The sequence below is a fragment of the Kribbella qitaiheensis genome, from assembly GCF_042657745.1.
GTDB lineage: Bacteria > Actinomycetota > Actinomycetes > Propionibacteriales > Kribbellaceae > Kribbella > Kribbella qitaiheensis.
This window is the reverse complement of the sequence record NZ_JBHSKE010000050.1, coordinates 86,850-104,676: the sequence shown is the minus strand read 5'-3', so window position 1 is coordinate 104,676 and position 17,827 is coordinate 86,850. Positions and strand designations below refer to the sequence as shown.

General features: G+C 70.4%; 5 protein-coding genes. 1 reads left to right on the top strand and 4 read right to left on the bottom strand.

Annotated features, from left to right (window positions below; all coding sequences use genetic code 11):
• The first annotated feature begins 194 nt into the window (after positions 1–194).
• Positions 195–10,628, top strand: coding sequence for an amino acid adenylation domain-containing protein (locus ACFPJ1_RS31695; protein WP_380109537.1), 10,434 nt, complete (start codon positions 195–197; stop codon positions 10,626–10,628).
• Between the two features lie 154 nt (positions 10,629–10,782).
• Here ACFPJ1_RS31695 and ACFPJ1_RS31690 read toward each other — a convergent pair whose 3' ends face one another.
• From ACFPJ1_RS31690 to ACFPJ1_RS31675, 4 genes are all read right to left on the bottom strand, one after another.
• A complete protein-coding gene (locus tag ACFPJ1_RS31690) occupies positions 10,783–11,331 on the bottom strand; it encodes a hypothetical protein (RefSeq protein ID WP_380109535.1) in 549 nt (182 codons plus the stop codon).
• Between the two features lie 341 nt (positions 11,332–11,672).
• On the bottom strand, positions 11,673–12,644 hold the full coding sequence (locus tag ACFPJ1_RS31685) for an ROK family protein (RefSeq protein ID WP_380109533.1): 972 nt from the start codon (positions 12,642–12,644) through the stop codon (positions 11,673–11,675).
• A 10-nt stretch (positions 12,645–12,654) separates the two neighbouring features.
• Positions 12,655–13,272, bottom strand: a complete 618-nt coding sequence (locus ACFPJ1_RS31680) for a DUF7158 domain-containing protein (RefSeq protein ID WP_380109531.1) — start codon at positions 13,270–13,272, stop codon at positions 12,655–12,657.
• Positions 13,269–17,561, bottom strand: coding sequence for a glycoside hydrolase family 38 N-terminal domain-containing protein (locus ACFPJ1_RS31675; RefSeq protein ID WP_380109530.1), 4,293 nt, complete (start codon positions 17,559–17,561; stop codon positions 13,269–13,271). Before ACFPJ1_RS31675 ends, ACFPJ1_RS31680 begins: the two co-directional genes overlap by 4 nt.
• Positions 17,562–17,827: the final 266 nt, after the last annotated feature.

Below are 17,827 nucleotides of genomic sequence, written 5' to 3'. Positions count from 1 at the left end.
TCACCGATCCGGTGCAACGGGGCCTGTTCTGTCGGTATGAGAGCGAGACGGGTATGCCCTGAACCCGGCTCCGTCCAGTTGGGGAGGCACGTGTCCGTGGGTCGCCGACTGGCTGGCGCCTCTGCCGTCACGGCCGTTTCGCGTCAGCCTGCCCGGGTTGCCGCCTTGGCTGCGATCGTCGCGGGGTGGGTGCGATGAGGAACGGCGTGGACCGGCCGGCGATCAGTACCGGCCCGGCGTTGATGATCCCCGCGGGCTACCCGCGTGATCTGCCGAGCGCGCTGCTGCGGGCCGCCCGCGACTTCGGTACCTCCGGCGTGGTCGAGATCGGCCCGGACGGCCGCGAGACTCGCCTCGACTTCCCGACGCTCCTCGAGCTCGCCGCGCGGATCCTGGCCGGCCTGCGCGCCAACGGAGTACGGGCTGGTGACCCGGCCGTGGTGCACTGCACCGAGCCGGTCGGGTTCTTCGCCGCGTTCTGGGCCTGCACGCTGGGCGGCATCCGCCCGCTGCTGATGGCGCCCGCGCCCGAGGGTGACACCACCGAGGAGGGCCGCGAGCGGCTCCGCAAGGTGACGGACCTGCTCGGCTGGACCGTGCTGATCGGGCGGCCCTCGGACCTGCCGAACGACCTCGGCCTGCCAGTGCTCGACCCGGACGCCCTCGCCGGGCACGAGCCGACCTCGGAGTTCCACCGGCCGGCGGCGGACGACGTCGCAGTACTGATGATGACTTCCGGCACCACCACCGGTACGCCGAAGATCATCCAGTTGACCCATCGCGGCCTGGTGGAATTCGCAGCCGGTACTCCGGCGATGCTCCCGGTGCGGCCTGGTCAGACGACACTCAACTGGCTGCCGCTGGACCAGAGCGGCGCGTTCCTGCTCTACCACCTGCTGCCGGTCTTCACGGGCTGCACCAACATCCACGTGGCCACCGACTGGGTGCTCGCGAACCCGCTGCGCTGGCTCGACCTGATGGACCAGCACCGGGTGAACCACTCCTGGTCGCCGAACTTCGGCTACCGGCTCGCGGCCGCCGCCATCGCGGGCGAGCCCGACCGGCACTGGGACCTGTCCGCGCTGCGAAGCCTGGTCAGCGGTGGCGAGCAGATCACCGTGCCCGTGATGAGCGAGTTCCTCCGGCTGACGAACCGCTTCGGCGTCGTACCGGAGACGTTCGTCGCAGCGTGGGGGATGACCGAGACCGTCACTGGGATCACCTTCGCCCGGCCCGGGTTGACGCCGAACGTGCATCGGGTCCGGATTCCCCCGACCGGGGTGGTGGAGTGGGTCGACCAGCGGACTCCCGCGAGCGGGAAGGTCGCCGTCGCGCGGCCGGGGAAGCCGCGGGCGGATGCGCCCGGAGTACTGAGTCTGGTGTCGGTCGGTGCACCTGCGCCGGGAGCCACCGTACGGATCGTGGGACCCAACGGCGCCGTACTGCCGGAGGGCCGGATCGGGCAGTTGCAGATCGCGTCCGCGCGGGTGACCCCGGGGTACCTGGGGAATCCTGAGGCGGATCGCGCGGCCTTCCCGGCGGGGAACTGGCCGGCGCGGAAGTGGTTGTCGACAGGGGACCAGGGGTTCATCTCGGGCGGCCAGGTCGTCATCACCGGCCGCGACAGCGACCGCCTGATCGTCAACGGCCAGAACTACTACGCCCACGACATCGAGGCGATCGCCGCAACCGCCCCGGGGGCTGTGGCGGGTCTCGTCGCCGCGTGTGGAGTGGCCGACCTGGAGTCAGGCACGGACCGCCTGGTTCTCTTCTACGCCCTTGACCCGGCTGACTCTGGTCCCGTTGCCGCGACCACGGAGGCGATCCGGGCTGCCGTGCTCGATCGCCTGGGATTCGACGCGCAGGTGATCGCAGTACCGCGCAGGCACTTCCCGACGACCCCGGGCGGCAAGATCCTCCGCCCGCTCCTCAAGCAACGCTGGCTGGACGGCGCGCTCGAGACCGCTCCGGGGCCGTACAACTCTCCGTACGGCGAACCCGTGCGCCCGGGCGCCACCCCGATCCCTGACAGCTTCGACGAGGACCCCAGCGAGCGAACCACCGAACTCCCGGTGATCCGCCTGGCCTGGCGCCGCAGCATCACCGACTCCATCCCCCATCCCCCCGAACGCCCCACCCTGGGCGCCAACCGTCACCCTGATCCCCTCACCGAGGCCGAGGACCCGATCCCGGTCGAGGCAACCTCCGAGCTCGCCGAAGCATCGACCTCCGCGGACAGGCCGACCTCGGCGGATGCGCCGACCTCACCGGATGCGCCGACCTCCGCGGATGCGGCGATCTCACCGGAGGCTTCGGCTTCAGCGGATCCGCTGACCGGCGACGCACCAGCGGCCGCCGACGAGCAGCCCCTCAGCGGCGGCCCGGCTGAGGACGGCCCCTCGCCCGCGGAGGATGCCCCAGACGGCACCTTCTTCAACAGCTCCGCCTTCTCAACCGAGAACCCCTCCGCCACCATCGATCGCCCGGTCTTCTCCACACACCCAGCTCAACTCGTCACCCCGGAGCCCGCGCCCGGCGAAGCAACACCGGACGCCTCAGATGTGGAAGCCGACAAGGCCGCTGCACCGGCGGCTGACGAGACCGCTGCCGCGGAGGCTGAGGAGGATGTGGCGCCGGAGGTCGCCGCTGAGGCTGCGCCGGCATCTGAGGCTGAGCGGGCACCAAGCGCTGACGCCGAGGGTGAGCGGGCACCTGATGCGGTCGCCGAGGGTGACGAAGCGGCGAACTCGCAGGCCGACGCCTCCACTGCAGATGTGGCTGCGGTGGCCGAGTCAGCGCCCGCTGACGCCGAGCCTGACCAGGCTGCGCAGCCGGACTCTGCGGAAGCAGATCTCGCCGAGGATTCCGAGCAGCCAGAGGCAGCTGAGAGCGCCGCCCAGATACACATGGCCGTCAGCGCCGATACAGCTGAGGCCGCTGACTCACCAGCGGATGCTCCCAGCACAGACGTCGGCGAGGCAGCCGAGAAGCCAGCTCGTGTGAGTGGGCAGTCTGAGGAGGTTGCGGCGCCGGAGGTTAGCGCCACCGCGGACGTTGATGAAGGCACCGAGCCGCCGGCTGCTGGGTCGGAGGCCGGCGAAGATGTGGAGCCGGCACTGGTCGACGCCGACACAGACCCCGCCGAGAAGCCCTCCGACAGGGCCGACGCCGAGCAGTACGTCGGCGCGGTCGACGCCGAGAAGCCTGCGGAGACGGACGGCGCTGGCGTAGTCGGCACCGAGGAGGCTTCGGCACAGGAGGTTGGTGCCTCCGCGGAGGTCCCTGATGGTGTCGAGCAGGCGGCGGCCGCCACCAGCGCGGAGTCGGACGAGCTTGCCGAGACGCAGCCTGACCCTGCGGCTGCCGACGCCTCTGAGGTCGTCGAGTCAGCGGCGGCAAACGCGGAAGCGGCTGAGTCTGAGCCGTCAGTGTCAGCCGCTGCAACCCCCGCCGACGCCGCAGCACCCGCACCCGCTGACGCGGCGGCAACTGCCGCGGTCGCGGACCTTGTCGAAGAAATCGAGCCGACGGCTGATGGCGCGGGCGGAGTTGCGGACGTGGCGACCGCCGATTCTGCTTCCGCGAGTGCGCAGGTTGAAGAGGTCGTCGCACCGGACGTGGAGGCTGCTGCGGACCCGCGGGGCGGCGGGGTTGTGCAGCCGGACCCGGAGGTTGTGCCTGCGGACGTGCGGGCTGGCGAGGCTGGGCTGCCAGAGGTTGAGGATGCTCCTGCGGATGCGCCGGCTGGCGACGATGCGGTGGAGGCGGCTGCAGTTGCCGAGGGTCTTGAGCAGGCTGCTGGCAGCGTCGGTGTGGAGCAGGCTGTTGGCGCTAGTGCGGAAGCCGACCAGGTCGCCGAGGTGCCGGGCGGTGCTGTCGAGGCGGAAGCTGCCCAGGCCGATGGCGTTGGGGTAGTCGGGTCCGCGCGGGCAGGCGAGGGCGAGGTTGCGGCGCTGGAGGTCGGCGAGGCTGCGGGTGCCGAGGCGGTACCGGAGGACGCGCAGGCTGAAGAGCAGGTCGCGGAGTCGGAGATTGCCGCTGCCGCCGAGCCGAAGGCTGCCGAGCCGAAGGTTGCCGAGGGCAGCGAGCAGGCGACCGCTGCGGCCGCGGATGTTGTCGCGGATGTTGTCGCGGATGTTGCCCGGAGCGGCGAGCCGGCACTGGTTGCTGAGGTCGTGGAGGGCGACGGCGGCTCGGGGGCTGAGCTTCGGGTTGTGGAAGGTGCTGGGGCTGGTGCGGAGGGGGCTTCGGCGACTGCACAGGGTGTGCAGGGTGCCGAGGGGCCTGGGACGGCTGGGGAGCCGGCGGGTAAGGGGAAGAAGAAGGCGCGTAAGGCGGCCAAGGGGGCTGTTGCCGAGCCGGTGGCAGTCGTGGGGTTGGCGGCTCGGTTCCCTGGGGCTGGGTCGTTGGAGGAGTTCTGGGACAACCTCGTGGGTGGGGTTGAGAGTCTTCGGCGGTTCGGGGCCGACGAGGTCGCCGGTGGGGACCAGGCCTTCGGGGACGACGAGCTTGTCGCGGTCAGTGGGGCTTTGGATGACGTGGAGTCGTTCGATGCGGCGTTCTTCGGACTGAGTGACCGCGAGGCGGAGCTCACGGATCCTGCGCAGCGGCTCTTCCTCGAGGTTTGCCAGCACGCTTTGGAGCACGGCGGGTACGCCGGCGCCAGCGGCCGGATTGGCGTGTTCGCCGGGTCCGGGATGAACCTCTACACCCAGCAGAACCAGCCGCCGGACTCGCTCGCCACCCGCGTCGCCTACCGCCTCGGATTGACCGGCCCGGCGATCGGAGTACAGGCGGCTTGGTCGTCTTCGTTGGTGGCGGTTCACCTTGCCTGCCAGGCGTTGCGGAGTGGGGACGCGGATCTCGCGCTGGCGGGAGCGGCCGCGGTACATGTGCCTCAGGCAACGGGCTATCACGCGAGCCCGGGGTCGATCCTGTCGCCGAGTGGGCATATCCGGGCGTTCGACGCCGAGGCGGACGGCACAGTGGGCGGGAACGGCGTCGCGGCGGTGCTGCTGAAGCGGCTCGACCAGGCGGTGGCCGACGGCGACACCGTCTACGCCGTGATCAAGGGCTCCGCGGTCACGAACGGCAACGCGGCCGACAGCGAGCCGGGCCAGCAAGGCCAGGTCGAGTCGATCGAGCGCGCGCTGGAGCAGGCCGGTGTGCCGGCCGAATCGCTGAGTTACATCGAGGCCAACGCGACCGGCACCGCCGCGGACGACTCGGCCGAGTTCCGCGCGCTCGCCACGGCTCTGCGCCGGCACACGGACAAGGTCGGGTACTGCACGATCGGTTCGGTCAAGCCCAACATCGGGCACCTCGACAGCGCCGCGGGCATGGCCGGTCTGATCAAGACCGTGCTGATGTTGCAGCACCGCACGCTCGTGCCGACGATCAACTACCGCAAGCCCAACCCCGCGCTCCCGTTGGCAGGCAGCCCGTTCGTGATCGGTACCGAGGTGCGCGATTGGGAAGCCGGTACGCCGTTGCGCGCCGGCGTCAGCGCACTCGATGCCGGGGGCACCAATGCGCACGTCATCCTGGAGGAGCCGCCGCGACAGATCCGGCGCGGCGACGACGGCCCGGTGGTGCTGCCGATCTCGGCCCCCGAACCACACGCCCTCGCCGAACTGGCCGAGTTGTTCCGTGCCGACCTCGAGCACGGCACCGGCCACCGCCTGATCGACCTCGCCGGTACTGCGGCGATCGGTCGCCCGGCACATCGTCATCGCCTCGCCGTCGCGGGCTCCTCCGAGAACGAGTTGGCCGAGGCCCTCGCCACTGCGCTCGCAGTAGAGGTGCCTCGCGGTGGACCCGGACCGCTCGGATTCGCCTTCACCGGTCAGGGCGCGGCTCGCCGGGGGATGGCCGCGGGTCTCGCCTCCCGGTTCCCGGTGTTCCGCCAGGTGCTCGACGAGTGCGACAAGGTCTATGAGGAGGAGTTCGGCGGGCGCCTGCTCGAGCTCCTGCTGACCCCGGCTGGTCCGTCGGAAGGCGTCTGGCCGACCGAGACCGCTCAGCCCGCGTTGTTCGCGTTCGAGCTGGCCCTCGCGCGGCTCTGGCAGTCGTTCGGCGTGCAGCCCGCGCTGGTGGTCGGCCACAGCGTCGGGGAGTACGCCGCACTCTGCGTGGCGGGCGCCCTTTCCCTGGCAGACGGCGTACGCCTGACCGCGCAGCGCGGAGTACTCATGCAGCGCGGCACCGTCCCGGGCGCGATGGTCGCAGTACGGGCGGACGCCGATCGGGTGCGGGAGCTGGCCAAGACGCCGGGCGTGGAGATTGCCGCGGGCAACGGTCCGCAGTCGTTCGTGCTGACCGGGACCGAGGTGATCGTCGGGCAGCTTGCCGAGCAGCTCGATCGCCTCGAGCTCAAGTGGCAGCGGCTGGACGTCGATCGCGCGTTCCACAGTTCCTTGGTCGATCCGATCCTGGCGGACTTCGCCGAGGCGGTCGCGCAGATCAAGCTCAAGCCGCTGCGGATGCCGATGGTGTCGAGCTGGTCGGGGGAGCTGCTCGAGAGCGGTACTGCGCTCGACGGTGACTACCTGGTCGGGCAGCTCCGTCAGCCGGTGTTGTTCGGCGATGCCGTCGAGGCGTTGACCGCGGCCGGGTGCCGGCGGTTCCTCGAGCTCGGGCCGGATGCCGTACTGAGTCCCGCGGGTCGCCGGATCGCGCCGAACAGCACGTGGATCCCGACGCAGCGCCTCGGCCAGGACCCGGTGCTCGCGACGATGAACGGACTCGCGGAGCTGTTCCAGCAAGGCACCGAGATCACCTGGGCGCGGGTCTACCCGGAGAGCGGGCGGGTGCCGTTGCCGACCTACCCGTTCCGTCGGGTGCACCATCCGGTCGACCCGGCGTCCCTGCGCCCGGTGGCGAGGACTCAGTCGCCGGTTGTCGAGGATCGCCCGATCGAGCGGAGCGGAGCGGCGCTGAAGAAGATCCCGCTGGATCCGCCCGCCTCCAACGGTGTCGTCGCGCCGCCGGTCGAGCAGGGCGAGGTACACGACTCGTCGCCGTTCGCGATCCCAGCCGAGGACGGCACTGACGGACGGCGCTCGCCGCAGCAAGCTGAAGAGATGGTCGCAGCCGCCGATGGTCCTGCCGCAAACGGTGCTGCAGGCAACGGCATCGTCAACGGTGCCGCTGGCCACAGTGTTGTCAACGGTGCTGCTGGCAACGGTGTTGTCAACGGTGCTGCTGGCAATGGTGTGGTGAATGGTGTTGCTGGCAACGGCATTGCCGAGCTGCTGGGTGCCGACTACGTGCAGATGTTGCCGCCCTCGGATCGGTCGCAGGTGAGCGCGGCCGAGTTGCTGGCCGCTGACTATGTGCAGATGCTGCCCGCTGCAAAGACGCAGTCCGCAGACGATCCGGCGGTCCAGGTATCCGCGGAAGCACTGCTGGATGTCGAGTACGTGCGGATGGTGCCTGTCGCCCCCGGTACTGCGGACAGCGCGCTGGCTGAGGTGGACGCCAATCTGACCGATGGAGCAGCCGAAGACCAGGCAGAGTCGACGGTCGAGGATGCAGGGGTGCCCGTCGATGCGGCGCTGACTGCGGCTGAGCGGTACAGGGAGTCGCTGGAGGTTGTGCTTGATCTGACCGGGGAGCAGCTCGGGCTGGATCCGTATGACCTGACCGTGGACCACACCTTCGTCGAGCTCGGCGCGGACTCGTTGTCGATGCTGCGAGTGGTCGAGGAGGTCGGGCAGCGGTTCGACGTCGAGCTGGCCGTGAGCGAGCTCTTCGAGGAGCTGAACACCCCGCACAAGCTGGCCTCGGCGATTGCCTCGCGCAACGTTCCCGGTGGCGAGGTGGATCCGCTCGACCTGGTGCGCACGACGACACCCCAGAAGCCTCAGCCGGAAGCAGAAGCCGCAGAGGTCGACGCGGTACCGGATGCTGCGCCGCAGAAGGTCGACGAGCCCGCAGCGGCGAAGACCGAGCGGGTGCCGGCCGAAGAGGTGACGCGGGACCCGCGGGCTGCCCTGGCTGTTCTCGGATCCGGTCTGGCTGAATTGGCGGCGAAGGTCGATGCCGCGGCGGCTGCGACCAGCGAGGCGGAACTCCCCGGCTCGGGCATGGCCGCGTTGATGTCGCAGCAGTTGCGGGTGGCCGGGCAGTTGGTCGACGGCGTCACCAAGCTGATGCACGAACAACTTGCCCTCTACAACGACTCCAAGAGCACCGCGGAGGTCAGCCCGGCAGCGGCACCCGCGCCGGTCGCGCCCGACGCAGGGCGTGACGCGAAGCCCGAGACAAAACGCAAGCCCGCGACGAAGCCGACCGCAGTACAGCCCGAGCCCAAGACGGCCGAGGCGCAGGCGGCCGAAGTACAGGCGAAGGCGGATGCCGAGGCCAAGGCGGAGGCTGAGAAGGCCAAGCGGGGCAGGGATCTGGAGTTCTGGCGGACCGTGCTGGACAGCGTGCAGCCGCTGGTGCTGCCGACCGATCGCTCGCGCCCGGCCGCGAACGACGCGCTCGCCTCGACCGTCCACCACCTGGATGCCGGCCTCGGTGACGCAGTGTTCGCCTTCAGCCGCGACCGTCGCGTCAGCCCGCTGATGACGATGCTCGCCGCCGTCGGAACCGTGCTCGGCCGCTTCGCCGCGCAGGACGACATCACCGTCGGCACGGCCGCCCTCCGCCGCGCGGGCGAGACCACGAGCCGGCACGCGCTGCCGATCCGCCTCGACCTGTCCGGCGAGCCTGACCTCGGCGACCTGGCGCAGCGCGTCCGCGAGACGACCACCGCCGCGTTCGACCACGCGACGGTGGACCTCGCCGTCCTCGAGCAGGACCCGCTCTTCCGGGTGATCGTCGAGTTCGAGGCCGGTGACGAGCAGCTCGCACCCGGGCTCGACCTGCGCTTCCGGCTCGAGCACCACGTCGACGGCATCACCTGTACCGCGGACTACCGTGCCGGGTTGTTCGACGAGAGCACGATCCGCCGGTTCCTCGACTACGTGGAAGCAGTACTGCGCCGCGCGATCGCCGAGCCAAGGCGATCCCTGCCCGAGCTGATGCTGCCGATCGAGTCGGACGAGGAGGCGCTCCGCGAGCTGGAAGGCGACGCACCGCAGCCGGTCCAGACCAGCCGGGTACGCCGGAACGCCGTGGTGGCGGGTGAACTCAGCGGCCTGCACACGTTGTTCGAGCAGCAGGTGGCCCGCACGCCTGACGCGATCGCCTTGATCCAGGGAGAACGCGAGATCACCTACGCCGAGCTGGACCGCCGGTCGAACGCGATCGCCTGGCAGCTCGTGGATCTCGGCGTCAAGCCGGGTCAGCTCGTCGCAGTACGGGTTGCCCGGGGCGCCGAGCTGGTGGTCGGCGTACTGGCGGTGCTGAAGTCGGGCGCGGCGTACCTCCCGCTGGACGCCGGAGAGCCGGAGTCGCGGTGGGCCTTCATGACGGCGGACGCCGAGGCGCTCGCCCTGGTAGGGGACGACGCGGCGCTGGCGGATCGCCTCGGCCTGCGGCTAGTCCCGGTTGCTGCGGTCGACGGAGATCCGCGCGCCAAGCAGGCTCCGCCGGTCCGATCGGCGGCTGGTGACATCGCCTACTGCATCTACACGTCCGGCGCCACCGGCAACCCGAAGGGCGTCGCGGTCCCGCATCGCGGCCCGGTCAACCTGATCCGGCAGTACCTACGGACCCGTCGCTCACTGCGCACGCTGCAGTGGACCTCGTTCGGCTTCGACGTCCACGTGCAGGAGATGTTCACCGCGCTCGCCTCGGGTGCCGCGCTGGTGCTGATCGGCGAGGACGACCGGTACGACCCGGATGCCGTGGTCGCGGCGCTGGTGCAGCACCAGGTGGAGCGGCTGTTCATGGCGTTCACCCCGCTCACCGCGTTGCTCGCGACGATGCGGAAACTGCCGGAACTGCCCGCGCTGCGAGAGATCGTGGCCGGTGGTGAGGCGATGGTGCTGACCCACAAGATCCGGGACTTCCTGGCCGCGCACCCGGACTGCACGCTCTACAACGAGTACGGCCCGACCGAGGCGTCGGTGGTCACCACGATCCACCAGGTCGACCCGGCGGAGGACCGGCCGTCGATCGGCCGCCCCATCGACGGCGTGGTGGTCCGGCTGCTCGACGAGGCGCTCCGCCCGGTACCGGTCGGGGCGGTCGGCGAGATCCACCTGGGTGGCGTGGCCGTTGCGCACGGCTACCTCGGCAGGCCGGACGAGACCGAGGCGGCGTTCGTAGCCGACCCGGCGCACCCGGGCGGACGGCTCTACCGCAGCCGCGATCTCGGGCGCTGGCGGACGGACGGCTCGCTGGACTACCTCGGGCGCGCGGACGACCAGGTGAAGATCCGCGGCCACCGGGTGGAGCCGGGCGAGACCGAGCACGTGCTCGCCGACCTGCCCGGCGTCATCGACGCGGTAGTGGTCGCCTGCGCCGACCCGGCCGGAGACACCTGCCTGCTCGGGTACGTCGTACTCGAGGACAGCGATCCCGCAGTACTGGCGCGGCTGTTGCTGGAGCTGACCAAGGAGTTGCCGATCTACCTGGTCCCGGCCGACCTGATCCCGGTCGAAGACCTACCGCTGGACCCCAACGGCAAGCTCGACCGCACCCAGCTCCCGGTACCGGAGTGGTTGAAGGACTAGCTCCTTCCCACGCGGCTCCCGGCGACCCGGGGGTGGGTGGGAGTGGGCTACCGCAGTACTTCGGTTCTGCACCGTGGACGGGGGTGAGATGTCCAGTAGCAGCCCTCCCGCAGCCACCGGCCCACCGTCCGCGGTGCAGAACCCGCGTCGATCCTCATCCCTCCTGAGGATCGATCGCACCGACCGCCCGCCGGCGGAGCAGCGCGTAGGCGCTGGTCACGCAGATGAGCAGGGAATACACGGCCCAGACGGGTCCGACATCGCCGAATTCCGGTCCGTTCCCACGGGACCCAAGCACGACCACGGCGGTGACTGCGGCGAGCGCAATCAATGGGCCGGTCCACCCCAGCACGCCCATCCGTACCGGGTGCTCGGCCTCGGACGAGTCGTCCGCGGCCGCTCCGGTGGCGGTGGCAGGTCCCCGTAGGGACGCGTGCAGAGCAGCGACGCCGCATGAGGCGGCGACGTTCAGTAGCAGCAGGCGGCCGGCCACATCGCCGAGCGTGGTACCACCCGGGCCGACCGTGCCGTAGATGACGGCGTAGAGGTCGACCGGAACGGTGACGGCGGCAGCGAGGACGACCACGAGCCGGAACAGCCCCGGGCGGCGTACCGAAGTACGCAGCAGGCCCTGGCTGGAGGTTGTGGCGACAACGAGCGCGGTGAAGAAGATCGCGAAGATCAGGAGCACCGCCACGTCCATCAGGACCTGTCCCTACGGTCGAGCGTTGCCCCGGGCAACGCTGGCGGACGTCCGAACTTCGGCCGGGCTGCTCGCGCGGGCGGCGACGAGTCTCCTCGCCGCCGCTCACGCGTGCGGTCAATCCCTGGCATGCAGGCCCCCTGATTGCCCTTGGATGACGTGCCCCCACCCCATCCATCCGTTGCATCGCGTGAGCAGGCGTGGTCGTTACACACTTCGCGGCAATTGGGTAAAAACTGCGCAAAGTTGCTCAGGAGTCCCTGTTCCGCACGACGAGAGTGTGCACAAAGGCAACGCACCGGCTCAGAACCGATGCCGATGGCACCAACAGCGGCTGTTTGCTAACTCAGCGCGTTCACTTCCGTCGGTACGCCGGCCACCCGGGCGCCCATCGGGGCCTGCAGGGAGTCCCAGCCGAGGCGGGCGGCGCCGAGCAGCCCGGCGTTGTCGAGCTGGGCGGGTTCGACGGTGAGATCGGTGACGAAGGGGAGCTGCGCGAGGCGCTTCACCCAGCGCTGGACCGGGTCGAAGAGCACCGGGCCGGCCTTCGCCACGCCGCCGCCGATCACCACGGTGGTCAGGTCGACGGTGACCGCGGTGGCAACGATGCCCGCGGCAAGTGCCTGGGCGCCGTCGTCGAAGATCGCCAGCGCGATCTCGTCCCCTGCCGCCGCGTCGGCCGAGAGCACGGCCGCGTCGACGTCCTCGTGGGACCGCCAGCCGCGCCGCTTCGCCCGGGCGACCATCCGGGGGCCGCTCGCGTAGGTCTCGACGCAGCCGTACGAACCGCACGCGCAGGGCTCGCCGTCGAGGTCGACCACCACGTGGCCGAGGTGAGCCGCGTTGCCCGACTGGCCGAGCAGCGGCTTGCCGTCGACGACGATGCCCGCGCCGACCCCGGTGGAGACGACGATGCCGAGCAGGGTGTCGACGTTGCGGCCGGCGCCGGTCCAGTACTCGCCGAGCGCGAAGCAGTGCCCGTCCACCCCGAGCGTCACCGGTACGTCGCCGACCAGCGCGCGGACCCGGTCCACCAGCGGGAAGTTCCGCCAGCCGGCGATGTTCACCGGCGAGACCAGGCCGTGCTGCTGGTCCAGCGGTCCGGCCGAGCCGATTCCGACCGCCGCCGGGTGGAGGTCGCCCTGCACCCGCCGGATCAGCTCGGCCAGTGCGGCGAACACCTGGTCCGCGCCACCCGGCGGGGTGCGGATCAGGTCCTTCGTGAGGATCTCGCCGTCGGCGGACACGATCGCGGCGGCCATCTTGGTGCCGCCGATGTCGATGCCCAGAACGGTCGCTGCCTCGTCGCTCATGGTCCCCCCGTCAGTGCCGGTGCAGATTGTCAGGTTGATTGCTGTCGCCCGGATGCTCGAGCCCGTGGACCAGCTGGACCCGCTCGTGCTGAGCGGCGTTCAGCCACCGCGCGAACGCCTCCAGCCGCGCGCTGTCCACCAACTCCGCGTGCCACCGCTCCACCGGCACGTCGGGGTCCGCAGGGGGCTGAACGCCGAGCACATCAGCCGCGTACTCCAGCTGAGCCCGGCTGATGCGCACCCCCTGGCTGACCACCTCCGCCACCCGGCGTACCGCCTCGGACCCCGCCAGCGCCGCTGCAGTGATAGACCCGACAGCGATAGCCGTCGACACATCCAACGGCTTGTCAGCAGCCGTCGGTACTTCGTCTGCGCGCCGGCGGAGCTCGTCGATGCACAGCTGCTCGGTGATGACGACCTGGGCGACCCAGCGCGTCAGCTGGCGGCTCTCCCGGCTGTCAGGTCGCGGGAGCACGCAGGCGGCGTCGCCCGCACGCAGAGCTGCCAGCCGCTCGTCCAGCAGCCCGCGCGAGACAGGCTCGTCGTTGAGATACGCCAGTACGTCCGCAGGAGCGTGCGGTGCGTGACCATGTCCGTGCCCGTGACCGACCTCCACGGCCGCCGTCACAGGATCTCTAGGCGGACGGTAGGCGCGTACTGCGCTCGGCCGAACCACATCACCTTGGGCAGGACCCAGGCGTGCGCCGGCGTGGCGTCGGCCGGAGCGTGGACCGGGACCTCGACGGTGATCGACGACTTCGGCGGTACGACGACGCCGCGGACCGGTTCGGGCAGCCACGACCAGGTGCCGTACGGCGAGGCCAGTTGCAGCTCGGCCCGGATCTCCGAGGACGCGTTGTTCGTGAAGGTGAGCTCCAGCGTCTCCTGAGTGCCGGGCGCCAACCGCAGGTCCTGGGTCGAGGGCGTCACCGTCAGCCCGGTGGCCCGTCCAGGTTCTCCCTCGACCGCGCCGGACCCGTGCTCCGGTGGCTCGGTCGGGGCGAAGCCGAACCCGAGCACCGCCGTCAGCTCAGGGCTTTCGCCGACGAACACCGTGACGACATCCTCGACCGCCTGTACGCCGGATCCGCCGGCGAGGTCGTCCGTCGTCGTGAGCACCTGCGCGCCGACGAAGTACTGACCGGGCTCGCAGTTCTCGGCAGGCGTGATGTTGACCAGGTAGCGGAGATATCCACCTGGCTCCAGTTCCAGCCGGCGATCCGCCTGGTCCGCGGTCCACCCTGCCGGCAGGTCGAGCTTGAGAGTCCCCGCGGCCACGGCATCGGCGTACTGGTTGGCGATGACCAGGGAGAGCTCGAACGGCCTGCCGGCCGTCCGCGCGACCGTGGGGGAGACGGACAGGCTGACCGGCAGGAAGCCCATTTGCGCCGGTCCCCGGTTGTGCAGCCAGTACCGCGAGTACGACGGCTGCGCGATCTCCCCGGCCTGACCCAGTACTGCGGACTCTCGGTCGGCGGTGGCGTCGACATCGAGCACGAACGTGTCCACCGCAGACCCGGCCAGCTCCACCACGAACTTGCCGTCGGCAACCTCCACCGGCGCGCCGCGCGACTCCAGCAGATCCGCGTGGCAGGCGCCGGTGATCGGCACAGCCGAGGTGACCGTCGCCGATGCGCCCAGACCGGTCGCCTCGATCAACCGCAAGGTCACTCCCTCGCGGGGATCGACAGCACCACCCGAGCCGTGCGCGATCGGGTTGCCCGCGGGCTTCAGCGTCGACAGCAGCACGTCGCGCTCAGGCGAGACCTGCAGCAGGGAATGTGTCGAGGGCAACAGCCCGTCATGCGCCGTTGTGGTTGCCGCCAGCAACGGCGACGAGAACTCCTGGCCACGCGCGGGCAACTGCAGGGCGCGCCAGTCGCCTTCGCCGGTCGTCAACGCGTAGCGGAACTCATGCGTCCAGTGCTGCAACTGGAACGACGACCCGTCCGGCGTAGAACGCCGCGGCGGGTCGATCCAGATCCCCGACGGCCATCCCGTGCAGGACCGCAGCAGCGACGCGTGCAGCGCCCCGGTCGCGTCCACGGCGAATCCGGGCAGCCCGTAGGTCAGCAGCGCGACGGTCGCGTCGGTGAAGTCCTCGATCACGCCGTCCCCGTGCACAGTCGCGCGGATCCGGGCGCTGCCCAGGTCCGCGATCGCCGCAGCGACGGCTGCCTCATCGGCCAGAACGAGCGCGGAGATCGCCCGCACATCGCGGACGTCGGCATTCGGCTGCCATACCTCGGCCAGCGCCGTCCTTGCCGGTACGAACACCGGCCCGCCCGTCGGCAACGCCCCGAACTCGGACGCCAGCGCGTTGGTCAGGCCACTAGAGCCGACCAGGATCCGCAGGTCCGGCAGGTTCGAGTCCACCTTCAGTGATCCGTACCGCGATCCGCCGGCCAGCGAGGTCGTCGCCGTCACGCCGACCCGGGCCAGCGCGACCACGAGGTCCCGCACGGACGCGGGCTCGGTGTCGTCCGGTACGACGATCTCGGCGACCGCCAGCGGCCGGGTCCCGACCGAGTTGCCGGTGGCATCGACCACGTCGATCCGAGCGGTGGCTCCGAGCCCGAACCAGGTGTTCGCCGGGTTGTCCAGGGTCCACGGCGCCTGCTCGCTGTCCACGTCGATCAGGCCGAACCCACGCCCGACGACAGCGCCCGCGACCTCGCTCAACGGCAGTGCCCCAGGCACGTCGGCCGGGAACTTCACCCGGACCAACCGGTCCGACTGCGAGTGGTCGAGGATCCGGGTCGCGAACTCGATCCGGTCGAGCCCGGTGTAGGCGGTGATCACCGACTCGTACGCGATCCCGTCGACCTCACCGCGGCTGACCACGCGACCACCGAGCGGCCCGGACTGGGTGAACACCTTGGCCGGTGCCTCGGACGAGCCCACCACCGGTCCCGACGGAGTCAGGTGCCACGGGCCCTCACCGAAGCGCGGGTGGTCCGGGTACTCCTCGTAGACGCGCAACTCGTTGCCGAGTCCCTTGAGCACCTGGCGCCCGGTCCGCTTGTCGAGGATCGCGCTGACCGCGCCACCGCGGGTGGGGTCGACCGTGACCTGGAAGAACTCGTTCTCCACCGAATCTGCTGCCGAGTCCACGCTGACGGCCGCGCCCCACGACCCCGCAGTACCGGCGGTGAGTTGGTAGGTGCGCCAGCCGAGCGACGGGACGTCCTTTGCCAGGAAGGTGAGCTTGGAGCCTTCCAGCACCGACGGCACCAGCTGGCCGGAGGCGTCGAGCACCGAAGCGCTGTCGTCGCCGTCGGGCAGGGTGACGGTGACGAGGTCGGTGCGGCTGAAGGACAGGGTGTTCGTGACGACCACTGCGCGGGAGCCGAAGGCGCTCGTGTCGATACGGGCGGCAAAGGCCTCCAGCGAGGCCGAGCGCGCCGCGTCCGACAGGTCGTGCGCCTCGCGCCAGCCGGTGACCAGGTCGATGTAGACCTGGTCGGACTCCGAGCCGGTGATGGCGTCGTGGTGCGCGCCGTACGCGAGCTGCCGCCACACCTTGTCCAGCGACGCTTCCGCGAACCGGCCGAGCCCGAGCAGTTCGGCGTACGTGCCCAGCTTCTCGGCGTCGACGGCGGCGACCTCGGCAGCGCGCTGGGCCTGCTTGGTGTCGATGTACGAGACGTCCTTGCCGGTGTAGATCGGGTTCATGTCGCGCGACTGCGGCGACGGCTTGCGGCCGGTCTCGTCGAGCTCGGCGCGGACCCGGTCCATGAAGTGCTTGGTCGTGCCGCAGACGAACTTGGGCCACGCGTAGCGCTCAGCCCAGTCGTGGTGCACGGCGGTGATCCAGTTGTTCGGCGGCGTGTAGTCGCCACCCACCGGCAGCAGCGTGTTCTTGGTCGCCGCGACCGTCTTCAGCGTCGCGAACAGCTGGTACGCCGTCTCGCCGGCCGCCTCGACGCTCGGGGCGTTCTGCAGCTCCCAGCCCGGGCCGTAGTGGTCCGGCATGTAGTGCGTGAGCACACCGTCGCCGCTCGGGCTGATCCACTCGAACTCGCTGTGGAACTGCATCACCGCGGCCGTGCCGGACTTGGGGTCGCTCCACGCCTGCCGCAGCGGTCCCCACTGGTGGAACGGCCCGCGCGCCCAGGCGCTGCCGGTCAGCCCGGCCTTCGCGAGGTACCCCGGGAACTGCGGGTCGTGGCCGAACACGTCCAGCTGCCAGGCGTTCTGCGGGTCACCGCCGAGGATGTCCCGCTGGTAGCCGACGCCGTACACGATGTTGCGGATGGTGGTCTCGGCGCCGGTCAGATTGGTGTTCGGCTCGTTGTAGGTGCCGCCGATGATCTCCACCCGGCCCTCCGCGATCAGCCGGCGCAGTACGGCGCGGTTCTCGGGGAAGGTGTCGAAGTACGGCTTGAGGTAGTCCAGCTCCGCCAGCACGAAGCAGTACGCCGGGTCGCGGAGCGCGAGCTTCAGGTGCGCGTCCACCAGGCTGAAAGCGTTGTGGGTGTACACCGGCCGGGTGGTGCCGTCCGGCCCCTGCAGATCCCAGCTGGTCGTGTACGCCGCCTGCGTGTTCCACCAGACCGGGTCGTAGTGGAAGTGCGACACCATCACCATCGTCCAGCCCGGCTCGGCGATCACCACCGTGCCGCTGTCGCTAGCGAGCGTTTGCTGGTCCGCGCCGACCACCGTGACCGTCGCCTCCACGGCCTGCCCGTACTGCGCTCGCAGCGCGGGGGACACCTCCAGCGGCACCTCCAGCAGGGTCGAGCCCTCGCCGGATGGGAGGTCCGCAGTACCGGTGACGCCGTCGCCTGAGACCTGCACGGCCAGCCCGCCGTCGGTCTGGGCGCGGTCGAGTTCCACGCGCAGGATCTGGCGCGGGTCGTCGTCGCTGCCGACGAAGAGTTCGGGCGAGGACACGCGGGTGATCAGCACAGTCACAGTGGTTGAGCTCCGTCGGAGGCGGCCAGGGTCGAGAGACAACGTTATCCGTAACCGGCCGATCCAGCGAGGGGTCAATCGTGAACAAACCGCGAGACCGCAGGTGGGCGGCTCTGATTTGCCATGACAATGCCTGACAACGATGGCCTCGGAGGCGCTCACGAGCGGTCACTCCTTTGCTGTCCGTGACCAGCCTGCGGAAAAACAGAACCGCCACCCGGCAGGCGGCCGGGTGGCGGTTCGGGTGGTGCTGGACCGTGCTGGAC